The organism is Sulfuritalea sp., from assembly GCF_017302275.1.
Taxonomy (GTDB): Bacteria; Pseudomonadota; Gammaproteobacteria; order Burkholderiales; family Rhodocyclaceae; genus Sulfuritalea.
In genome coordinates, this window is record NZ_JAFLDR010000067.1 from 1 (window position 1) to 11132 (window position 11132).

Sequence of the window (11132 nt, forward strand, 5' to 3'; positions counted from 1 at the left end):
CAAGTACCTCGAACAATTCACCACGCTGTCGCGCGTGGCGCTGCTGCACACCAAAAAGGCCGTCAAGGAAGCCGCCAACCGGCCCTTCTACGAAGCCCTGCACCACGTCGAGCACCACTACCTGCACGAGCTGATGGGTACCGAGGACGCGGTGGAAGGCCTGAATTCGTTTATGGAAAAGCGCAAACCCGTCTGGAAGAACAAATAGGAGACATGATGATTCCAAGCACCATCAAGACCTGGCAGATGACCGTACCGGGGACGCTGACCAAAACCGAAATTCCGGTGCCGCAACTGCAGCCGGGCGAAGTCCTCGTTGAAGTCAAAGGCTGCGGCGTCTGCCACACCGACCTGTCCTATTTCTACATGGGTGTGCGCACCGACCATCCGCCTCCGCTGTCGCTGGGCCACGAGATTTCCGGCGTGGTGGTTGCAGGCGAGGCCAGCTACATCGGCAAGGAAGTCATCATTCCCGCCGTGCTTCCCTGCAACAAGTGCGAGCTGTGCAAGACCGGACGCGGCAATCGTTGCCTGGCGCAGAAGATGCCCGGCAATTCGATGGGCATCTACGGCGGCTACTCCAGCCATATACCGGTGCCGGCGGTCGATCTGTGCATCGTCGGCAATCGCGGCAACGTGCCGCTGGAGCATCTGTCGGTGATCGCCGACGCGGTGACCACGCCCTACCAGGCGGCGCGTCGTGCGCGCCTGGCGGCCGGTGATCGCGTCATCGTCATCGGCGCGGCCGGCGGCGTCGGCAGCTTCATGACCCAGGTGGCCAAGGGCATGGGCGCCGGCACGGTGATCGGCATCGACATCAACGAGGAAAAGCTCGAGTTCATGAAGGGCTACGGTGCCGACTTCACCATCAACCCCAAGGGCAAGACGCCCAAGGAAGTGAAGGAGATCTTCAAGGCCTGGTGCAAGGAAAAGGGCATCCCCTCGAACTACGGCTGGAAAATCTTCGAGGTGACCGGTACCAAGCCCGGCCAGGAACTGGCGCTGTCGCTGCTTTCCTTTACCGGCATGCTGATGGTGGTCGGCTACGGCACCGACGAGACTTCCTACATGCTGTCCAAGCTGATGGCCTTCGATGCCGAACTGATCGGCACCTGGGGCTGCCCGCCGGAGTTCTATCCGCAGGTGCTGGAGATGTGCCTCGACGGCCGCATCAACCTCGGCCCCTTCGTCGAAACGCGGCCCATGAGCCAGATCGAACAGGTGTTCGACGAGGCCCACCACGGCAAGCTCAAGCGCCGCGTGATCCTGACCCCCGATTTCTGACGGCATCACATTTAACCGAATTCACAGAGGAGAAACAACATGGCATTGGAATGGCTACGCAGGGAAAATGACCTCAAGGATCACCAGCTCATCGACAACAGCCACTTCGGCACCGAAGCGCCGACGGTGATTTACGAGGAGCGTCCGGTGCTGGACGACAAGGGCGCTGCCGTGGCCGGCCTGTATTCGGCCTGGATCTGGCTCAACAATCCGACCCAGTACAACTCCTACACCACCGACATGGTCAAGGGCGTGATCGCCGGCATGCAGCGCGCATCGAGCGACCGCAAGATCGTCGCCGTGGTGTTCACCGCCGTCGGCGACAAGGCCTTCTGTACCGGCGGCAACACCGCCGAGTATTCCGCCTACTACTCCAAGCGCCCCAACGAGTACGGCGAGTACATGGACCTGTTCAACGCCATGGTCGACGGCATCCTCAACTGCAAGAAGCCGGTGATCAGCCGCGTCAATGGCATGCGCGTGGCCGGCGGCCAGGAAATCGGCATGGCGACCGACATCACGGTGACCTCCGACCTCGCCGTGTTCGGCCAGGCGGGCCCCAAGCACGGCTCGGCCCCGGTCGGCGGCTCGACCGACTTCCTGCCCTGGTTCCTGTCGATGGAAGATGCGATGTACAACTGCATCTCCTGCGAGACCTGGAGCGCCTACAAGATGAAGTCCAAGGGCCTCGTCACCAAGGCCGTGCCGGTGCTGAAGAAGGATGGCCAGTGGGTGCGCAACCCCCTGGTGCGCACCGACACCTATGTCGATGACGGCGATATCGTCTATGGCGAGCCCATTGCCGCCGACAAGGTTGCCGCCGCCAAGGCCCTGATGGCCGAGTGCAAGACCGATTTCGAACTGCTCGACGCCGAGGTCAATCGCCTGGTGTGGAAGTTCGCCAACCTGTTCCCGAATTGCCTGATCAACTCGATCGACGGCATCCGCGGCAAGAAGAAGTTCTTCTGGGACCAGATGAAGCTGCCGAACCGCCACTGGCTCGCCGCCAACATGAACCACGAGGCCTGGCTGGGATTCAACGCCTTCGACGCCAAGAAGCCGACCGGCAAGGATGTCATCGACTTCATCAAGTTCCGCCAGTTGGTGGCCGAAGGCGCGCTGTTCGACGACAAGTTTGCCGAGCAGGTGATGGCCAAGCCGAAAGCCTGATCGTGCAGTTGAAAGACAAGGTTGCTTTCGTCACAGGCGCCGGGCAGGGCATCGGTGCCTGTGTCGCCACTGCATACGCCCGCGAGGGCGCCAAGGTCGCGGTGATCGACATGAATGGCGAAGCTGCAGAGAAAGTTGCCGCGGAAATAGTCGGCGCTGGCGGTACGGCGATCGGCATTGCCTGCGACGTGTCGAGCCGCGAGCAGGTCGAAGCCGCCGCGGCCAAGGCCAATGCTGCCTGGGGTCGCATCGACATCCTGGTGAACAACGCCGGCATCACGCGCACGGCCATGCTGCACAAGATGACCGCGGCGCAGTGGGACCAGGTCGTCGCCGTGCACCTGACCGGCGCCTTCAACTGCCTGCAGGCGGTGGTCGGCGGCATGATCGAACGCAAGTACGGCCGCATCATCTACGTAACCTCGGCCGCCGGGGTGCTGGGCACCATCGGCCAGATCAACTACAGCGCGGCAAAGGCCGGTATTCTTGGCATGACCAAGAGCACGGCGAAGGAATTGGCGCGCTACAACATCACCGCCAACGCCATCGCTCCGGGCGCGGCGACGCCGATGACCGAAACGATCCGCACCGACGAAAAGTTCAAGGACAAGTACCTCGACCGCATTCCGCTGGGTCGTTGGGCCGAACCGGAGGAAATTGCGCCGGTGTTCCTGTTCTTCGCCTCGGATGCATCGGCCTACGTTACCGGCCAAATCCTCGCCGCCGACGGCGGCATGACAATTCACTGAACACTGAAGGAAGGAATCGCGATGGCCGGTAAAGCAAGTTTCAACTGGGAAGATCCGCTGCTGCTCGACCAGCAACTGACGGAAGACGAGCGCATGGTGCGCGACACGGCGGCGTCCTATGCCCAGGACAAGCTGGCGCCGCGCGTGCTGGAAGCTTTCCGCAATGAGCATACCGACCCGGCCATCTTCCGCGAGATGGGCGAAATGGGGCTGCTGGGCACGACGATTCCAGAAGCCTACGGCGGCGCCGGCATGAACTATGTCTGCTACGGCCTTGCCGCGCGCGAAGTCGAGCGCGTCGATTCGGGCTACCGTTCGATGATGAGCGTGCAGTCTTCGCTGGTCATGGTGCCGATCAACGAGTTCGGCAACGAGGCGACCAAGCAGAAGTACCTGCCCAAGCTCGCCACCGGCGAACTGATCGGCTGCTTCGGCCTGACCGAACCCAACCACGGCTCCGACCCCGGCAGCATGATCACCCGTGCCCGCGCCGTCGACGGCGGCTACAGCCTGTCGGGTTCCAAGATGTGGATCACCAACAGCCCGATCGCCGATGTCTTCGTCGTATGGGCCAAGGACGACGGCGGCCAGATCCGCGGCTTCGTGCTGGAGAAGGGCTGGAAGGGCCTCTCCGCCCCGGCGATCCACGGCAAGGTCGGCTTGCGCGCCTCGATCACCGGCGAGATCGTGATGGACGAGGTGTTCTGCCCCGAGGAAAACGCCTTCCCCGACGTGCGCGGCCTCAAGGGGCCGTTCACCTGCCTCAACTCCGCCCGCTACGGCATTGCCTGGGGCGCACTGGGTGCCGCCGAGTTCTGCTGGCACACCGCGCGCCAGTACACGCTGGACCGCAAGCAGTTCGGCCGGCCGCTGGCCGCCAACCAGTTGGTTCAGTTGAAGCTCGCCAACATGCAGACCGAGATCACCATGGCGCTGCAAGGCTGCCTGCGCCTTGGCCGCATGAAGGACGAGGGCACGGCGGCGGTCGAGATCACTTCGATCATGAAGCGCAATTCCTGCGGCAAGTCGCTCGACATCGCCCGCATGGCGCGCGACATGCTCGGCGGCAACGGCATTTCCGACGAGTTCGGCGTGATCCGCCATGTGGTGAACCTGGAAGTGGTGAATACCTACGAGGGCACCCACGACGTGCATGCCCTGATCCTTGGCCGGGCCCAAACGGGGATACCGGCATTTAGCTGAGGTTTGCATCGAGAAGGTGCAGAATGCGGCAACACGTACTACGATAAGCCAGCCGCCACGGAGCGGAGGAGGAGAGAGTCATGGCAGAACTGAGCAGCGCCGACCATCGGTCGTCACCGCCGAGGGTCGGCATTCCACGGCAGTACAACGCCGCCTGGGACCTGATCCAGCGCAACCTGCGGGCGGGCAGGGCGGCCAAGCCGGCCTTCATCGACGACCAGGGCAGCTATAGCTATGGCGAAGTTGCTGAACGGGTCAACCGCTTCGGCAACGTGCTGGCCGGGCTCGGCATGCAGCAGGAAGAGCGGGTGATGTTGTGCCTGCTCGACAGCATCGATTTTCCGACGGCCTTCCTCGGCAGCATCCAGGCCGGCATCGTGCCGATTGCCGCCAACACGCTGCTGACGGCGAAGGATTACGATTTCATGCTCGGCGATTCGCGCGCCCGTACCCTGGTGGTGTCGGAAGCCCTCTGGCCTGCCTTCGAGGCCGTTGTCGACAAGCACAAGACCCTGAAGAACATCATCGTCTCGGGCAAGGATGGCAAGGGCCGGCTGCTGATGAGCGAACTGATGGCCAGGGCCGGGACAGACTTCACGCCGGCCGACACCACCTGCGACGACTTTTGCTTCTGGCTGTATTCCTCCGGGTCGACGGGAGCACCCAAGGGCACGGTACACCTGCACTCCCACCTGATGCAGACTGCCGAACTGTATGGCGTCGGCGTGCTCGGCATCCGGGAAAGCGACCTGGTGTTCTCGGCCGCGAAGTTGTTCTTCGCCTATGGCCTCGGCAACGGCCTGACCTTTCCCATGGCGGTCGGTGCCACGGCCGTGCTGATGGGCGAACGGCCGACGCCCCAGGCTGTGTTTCAGCGCCTGCGCCAGCACCAGCCGACCATTTTCTACGGCGTGCCGACGCTTTATGCCGGCCTGCTGGCCAGCCCCGAAATGCTCAAGCGCGGCGAAATCGCGCCGCTGCGCGTATGCACTTCCGCCGGCGAGGCCTTGCCCGCCGACATCGGCAAGCGCTGGACGGAGACCCTCGGCGTCGAAATCCTCGACGGCATCGGCTCGACCGAGATGCTGCACATCTTCCTCTCCAACCGCGCCGGAGAAGTCCGCTACGGCACCACCGGCAAGCCGGTGCCGGGCTACGAGGTGCGCCTGATCGGCGAGGACGGCAATGTAGTGGCGCCGGGCGAGATCGGCGAGTTGCAGATCAAGGGCCCGAGCGCCGCCGCGCTCTACTGGAACAACCGCGAGAAGTCGCGCCACACTTTCATGGGTGACTGGACGCGCAGCGGCGACAAGTACATCGAGATCGAAGGCGGCTATTACCAGTATTGCGGTCGTTCCGACGACATGCTCAAGGTTTCCGGCATCTACGTCTCTCCCTTCGAGGTCGAGGCGGCGCTGATGACCCATCCGGACATCCTCGAAGCGGCGGTGGTGGCGCATGCCGATACCGACGAGCTGGTCAAGCCCAAGGCCTACGTGGTGCTGAAGCCGGGCATCCCGGCTTCGGCCCAACTGACCGAGGCGCTCAAGCTCCATGTCAAGGAGAAGCTCGCGCCGTACAAGTACCCGCGCTGGATCGAGTTCGTCGCCGAACTGCCGAAGACGGCGACTGGCAAGATCCAGCGTTTCAAGCTGCGTTGATCGGCGGCTGAGGCCTGCCTCATGCGCGTCCTGATCATCGAGGACGACCTCGACATTGCCGGCAACCTCTACGAATTCCTTGAGGGACGCGGCAATGTCGTCGATCTGGCGCGTGATGGCGTCACCGGCCTGCACCTCGCGGTGTCCGGTGGCTTCGATGCCATCGTGCTCGACCTCGGCTTGCCCGGCGTCGATGGGCTGTGCCTGTGCCGCAAGCTGCGCGGCGAGGCGAAGCAGGACGTACCCATCCTGATTCTCACCGCGCGCGACCTGCTCGACGACAAGCTGGCGGCCTTCGAAAACGGCGCCGATGATTACCTGGTGAAGCCCTTCGCACTGCGCGAAGTCGAGGCGCGGCTAAACGCGCTGGTGGTCCGGCGCCGCGGCCGCGTCGTAAACCGTCGACTCAGCTACGAGGCGATCGAGTACGACGCGGACAAGATGGCGGTGACCGTGGACGGACGTTCGGTGCATCTCTCGCGCAAGTGCCTGCGCCTTCTGGAACTGCTGATCGCCGCGCCGCATCGCGTGTTCACGCGTGCCGAATTGGAGCGCGAGTTGTGGGGTGAGGAGCATCCGCAGAGCGATTCCCTGCGCAGCCACATGCACATGCTGCGCCGCGCCCTGACCGACACGCGCGGCCACGCCCCGATCGAGACCGTGCACGGCGTGGGCTATCGCTTCGCCGTGAACGACTAGCGCCAGGCGCGGCCGCCCGCGCATGTCCCGCCATCCCCGCCACAGCCTGCGCCTCAAGCTGGCGTTGAGCTTCGCCCTGGCGGGCCTGGTGCTGGTGCTGGTCCATGCCGTCGCCATCCACCAGCTGAACCGGCAGCAGGAAGCGCAGTTGATCGACCAGATCGTGTCCGACGAAATGGAAGGCCTGCTCGAACAGTACGAGCGCCAGGGCCGCCTTGACGGGCCGCCCTACCGCGCCCTGCAACGCTACCAGGTGCGGCCCGACACCGAGGCGCTGTCGCTGCGCAAGTGGTTCCGCGCCAGCTGGCTGGTGCAGGGCTTCGTCGCCCGCGATGATGCCGAGCGCGCCGAACTGCCGGCCGAGCTGCGCGGCCTGCAGCCCGGTTTCCACGATGTCGGGCGTGAGGCAGACCGCTATCGCGTGGAAGTCCGCGAGATCGGCAGCATTGCCTTTGTCGTCGCCTATTCGGTGTCGCTGCACGAGGAGCGCGGGCAGCACTTCACGCGAGCGCTGGTGCTCAGCGCGGTGATCACCATCCTGGTCACGGTGCTGGTCGGACTCTGGCTCTCGGGGCGCCTGACACGCCAGATCGTCGACCTCGCGCATCGCGTGCGCCAGCTCGACGGCAAGCACGCCGGCGAGCCGCTGGAACGCCACTATCCGGAGCACGAGGTCGCCGAACTGGCGGCGGCATTCGACGGCTACCACGAACGCACGGTGCGCCTGCTGGAGCGCGAACGCGCCTTCACCGCCGATGTCAGCCACGAACTGCGCACGCCCCTGACCGCGATCCAGACCACCTGCGAGCTGATGCTCGACGACACCGACCTGTCGCCCAGGGCGCGCAGCCGCGTCGACAAGATATCCGGCGCCACGACGCGGCTTGCCGAACTGGTGAATGCCTTCCTGCTGATGGCGCGCGAGGAAGCCGACGGAATCAGCGGCGAGGTGGATCTGCGCGAGTGCATTGTCGAGGCGGTCGAGAGCGTGCGCGAGCGCGCCGAGGCCAAGGGCCTGACTCTGCTGGTGGAGTCGGGCGAGGCGGTGCGCCTGCGCGCCCCACGCCGCGCGTTGCAGGTCGTGCTCTCGAATCTGCTGGCAAATGCGGTGAGCTACACCGAGCGCGGCTCGGTGAGCCTGAGCAACAACGGCGGAATCGTGGAAATCACCGATACCGGTCCCGGCGTGGCGCGCGACCGCATCCCCGAACTGTTCCGTCGCTTCCATCGCGGCGATGCGCGTGGTGGTGACGGCTACGGCCTGGGGCTGGCGATCGTCAAGCGCATTTGCGAGCAGGCGGGCTGGACGATTAGCGTCGAACCGCGGGACGAAGGTGGCACGCGTATCAATCTGGTCCTGATTTGACAAAGATTTGACGATCCCATGACAGGGATTTGATGTTTGCTTCCTATACTGGGGCTGCATTCGGAGTGGAGTCTGGCAAGCGTTCCGCAAGGACGCCGGCGCGAAAGGATGCTGTTATAGTCAGGCGCGTTTCGGTATGGCCGAATGACAGGCCGCACATATAACCAAAGAGGAGAAACAATGAGCCAGAACGAAAAGGATATCTTTGCCCGCCGCGAATTCCTCAAGGGATCGGCGGCGATTGCCGGCGCCACCGCGGTCGGCACGCTGCTGCCGTCGGCGATGGCCATGGCGCAGCAGGGCAAGCTCAAGGTGGGCCTGATGCTGCCTTACACCGGCACCTTCGCCCAGCTTGGCGTTGCCATCACCAACGGCTTCAAGCTGGCGGTCGATGAGCGTGGCGGCAAGCTGGCCGGGCGCGAAATCGAATTTGTCACCGTGGATGACGAATCCAACCCGGCCAAGGCGCCGGAGAACGTCAACAAGCTGGTGCAGCGCGACAAGGTCGATGTGGTCATCGGCACCGTGCATTCCGGCGTGGTGATGGGCATGGCCAAGGTGCTCAAGGAATCCGGCACGCTGTGGATCAACCCCAACGGCGGCGCCGGCGCGATGACCGGCGCGATGTGCGCGCCCAACTTCTTCCGCACCTCCTTCTCCAACTGGCAGACCACGCACGCCCTGGGCAAGGTGCTCAAGGCCAAGGGCCACAAGACCGCCGTCTTCATCACCTGGAAGTACGCCGCCGGCGAGGAGATGATGGAAGGCTTCAAGGAAGGTTTCGAGAAGGAAGGCGGCAAGCTGGTCAAGGAGCTGTACACGCCCTTCCCGCAGGTCGAATTCCAGGCGCTGCTGACCGAGATCGCCAGCATCAAGCCGGACGCCGTGGTGGCCTTCTTCGCCGGCGGCGGCGCCGCCAAGTTCCTCAAGGATTACCAGGCCGCCGGCCTCAAGGGCAAGATCCCGCTGTATGGCTCGGGCTTCCTCACCGACGGCGTGCTCGATGCCGTGGGCGATGCCGGCGAAGGCGTGGAAACCACGCTGCACTATGCCGATGGCCTGGATACCAAGAAGGACAAGGCCTTCCGCCTGGCCTACGCCAAAACCTTCAAGCTGCAGCCTGACGTGTATGCGGTGCAGGGCTACGACGCCGGCCAACTGCTGGCGGCCGGTCTCGACGCCGTCAAGGGCAACGTCGCCGACAAGGCCGGCGTGATCAAGGGCATGGAAGCCGCCAAGATCGACAGCCCGCGCGGCGTGTGGACGCTCTCCAAGGCGCACAATCCGGTGCAGGACATGTATCTGCGCAAGGTGGTCGGCAAGGAGAACAAATCGCAGGGCGTGGCCTGGAAGGCGCTGGCCGATCCGGCACGGGGCTGCAAGGCCTGAGCTTGATTCGGCAACCGGGGCGGTAGGCGACTACCGCCCTTTTCTTGTCGGCAGATTGTCCGCGGAGGCCATCCCGCGGCATCTTCCGAGCATCCTTCGCCGTAGCGCCAGCGCCGACTTTTTTTTGAACCCTGCATTCCATGGATTTAGCCTTCTTCTTCATCCAGTTGCTCAACGGCCTGCAATATGGCCTGTTGCTGTTCCTGGTGTCCAGCGGCCTGACGCTGGTGTTCGGCATCATGGGCATCATCAACCTGGCGCACGGCAGCTTCTACATGGTCGGCGCCTACCTGGCCTGGTCGCTGGCGGGCATGACCGGCAACCTCGCCACGGCGATCGCCATCGCCATCCCGCTCACCGTGGTGCTCGGCATGGGCCTCGAGCGCCTGCTGTTTCGCCATCTGTACACGCGTGACCACCTTTACCAGGTGCTGCTGACCTATGGCCTGATCCTGGTCTTCGAGGAACTGCGCTCCATCATCTGGGGCGATGACGTGCATGGCGTCGCCGTGCCGGCGCTGCTCAATGCCTCGATTCCGCTGACCGAGAACCTCTCCTATCCGGTGTATCGGCTGGCGATCTCCGGCGTCTGCCTGCTGCTGGCCTTCGCGCTCTACGTGCTGATCCAGAAGACGCGGCTGGGCATGATGATCCGCGCCGGCGCCAGCAACCGCGACATGGTGCAGTCGCTGGGCATCGATATCAAACTGATCTACACCCTGGTATTCGCGCTGGGCGTTGCGCTGGCCGCCTTCGCCGGCATGATCAACGCACCGCTGTCCTCGGTGACGCCGGGCATGGGTGGTCACGTGCTGATCATCTGCTTCGTCGTCGTCGTCATCGGCGGCATCGGCTCGGTCAAGGGCGCCATGGCGGCTTCCTTGATGATCGGCCTGGCCGAAACCTTCGGCCAGGTGCTGGTGCCCGAGGTTGCCGGCATGATCGTCTATGTGCTGATGGCGATCGTGCTGGTATGGCGGCCGGAAGGCCTGTTCGGGCGCAAATGATGAACCAGGGCACGCTCTCCCGCTGGCTGCCCTGGGTCGTCGTCGGCCTGGCCGCCCTGTTCCCGATGCTGGAAAGCACCTTCTACATCCAACTGGTGACCAAGGTACTGATCATGGCCATCTTCGCCATGAGCCTCGACCTGCTGGTCGGTTACACCGGCCTCGTCAGCTTCGGCCATGCGGCCTATTTCGGCCTCGCCGGCTATGCCCTGGCCCTGATGGGGCCGAAGTACGAGGCCGCCAGCCTGTGGTGGACCCTGCCGGGTGCGATCGGCCTCTGCGTCGTCTTTGCTTTGGTCACCGGCTTGCTGGTGCTGCGCACGCGCGGCATTTATTTCATCATGGTGACGCTGGCCTTCGCCCAGATGCTGTACTTCGTCTTCCACGACACCAAGCTCGGTGGCGGCTCCGACGGCGTCTACATCTATGCCAAACCGACCATGAACCTCGGCGAGACCGTGCTGGTGAACCTGGAGAAACTCGACCAGTTCTACTGGCTGGTGCTGTTCTTCGCCGCCGCGACCTTCTTCCTGTTGCGTCGCATTCTCGGCTCCAGCTTCGGTCGCGCGCTGCTCGGCATCAAGGTCAATGAGCACCGCATGCG

10 protein-coding genes and 1 pseudogene are annotated in these 11132 nt (G+C 64.0%); all 11 read left to right on the forward strand.

Annotated elements, in window-relative coordinates; genetic code table 11:
* Positions 1-208: pseudogene (locus tag J0M27_RS20530) on the forward strand (hypothetical protein); the annotation flags it as partial.
* Positions 209-213: 5 nt separating this feature from the next.
* On the forward strand, positions 214-1284 hold the full coding sequence (gene had / locus J0M27_RS20535) for a 6-hydroxycyclohex-1-ene-1-carbonyl-CoA dehydrogenase (protein ID WP_294996359.1): 1071 nt from the start codon (positions 214-216) through the stop codon (positions 1282-1284).
* Positions 1285-1323: 39 nt separating this feature from the next.
* On the forward strand, positions 1324-2454 hold the full coding sequence (gene oah, locus J0M27_RS20540) for a 6-oxocyclohex-1-ene-1-carbonyl-CoA hydratase (RefSeq protein WP_294996362.1): 1131 nt from the start codon (positions 1324-1326) through the stop codon (positions 2452-2454).
* 2 nt (positions 2455-2456) lie between these two features.
* Positions 2457-3203 (forward strand): 3-oxoacyl-ACP reductase FabG, encoded by a 747-nt coding sequence (gene fabG, locus J0M27_RS20545; protein ID WP_294996364.1) that lies wholly within the window; start codon positions 2457-2459, stop codon positions 3201-3203.
* A 21-nt stretch (positions 3204-3224) separates the two neighbouring features.
* Complete coding sequence (locus J0M27_RS20550) at positions 3225-4406, forward strand: acyl-CoA dehydrogenase (protein WP_294996367.1); 1182 nt, start codon at positions 3225-3227, stop codon at positions 4404-4406.
* A gap of 80 nt (positions 4407-4486) precedes the next feature.
* Complete coding sequence (locus J0M27_RS20555) at positions 4487-6067, forward strand: benzoate-CoA ligase family protein (RefSeq protein ID WP_294996370.1); 1581 nt, start codon at positions 4487-4489, stop codon at positions 6065-6067.
* A 21-nt stretch (positions 6068-6088) separates the two neighbouring features.
* The gene (locus tag J0M27_RS20560) at positions 6089-6766 is read left to right on the forward strand and encodes a response regulator transcription factor (protein WP_294996373.1); all 678 of its coding nucleotides are present in this window, start codon (positions 6089-6091) and stop codon (positions 6764-6766) included.
* Between the two features lie 22 nt (positions 6767-6788).
* Positions 6789-8132: a HAMP domain-containing sensor histidine kinase gene (locus J0M27_RS20565; protein ID WP_294996376.1), complete on the forward strand. Its 1344-nt coding sequence runs from the start codon at positions 6789-6791 to the stop codon at positions 8130-8132.
* A 180-nt stretch (positions 8133-8312) separates the two neighbouring features.
* Complete coding sequence (locus J0M27_RS20570) at positions 8313-9521, forward strand: ABC transporter substrate-binding protein (protein WP_294996378.1); 1209 nt, start codon at positions 8313-8315, stop codon at positions 9519-9521.
* Between the two features lie 140 nt (positions 9522-9661).
* On the forward strand, positions 9662-10528 hold the full coding sequence (locus J0M27_RS20575) for a branched-chain amino acid ABC transporter permease (protein ID WP_294996381.1): 867 nt from the start codon (positions 9662-9664) through the stop codon (positions 10526-10528).
* Positions 10528-11132: branched-chain amino acid ABC transporter permease (locus tag J0M27_RS20580; protein WP_294996384.1), on the forward strand; the 605-nt coding region annotated here is incomplete at its 3' end. The genes J0M27_RS20575 and J0M27_RS20580, both read left to right, overlap by 1 nt.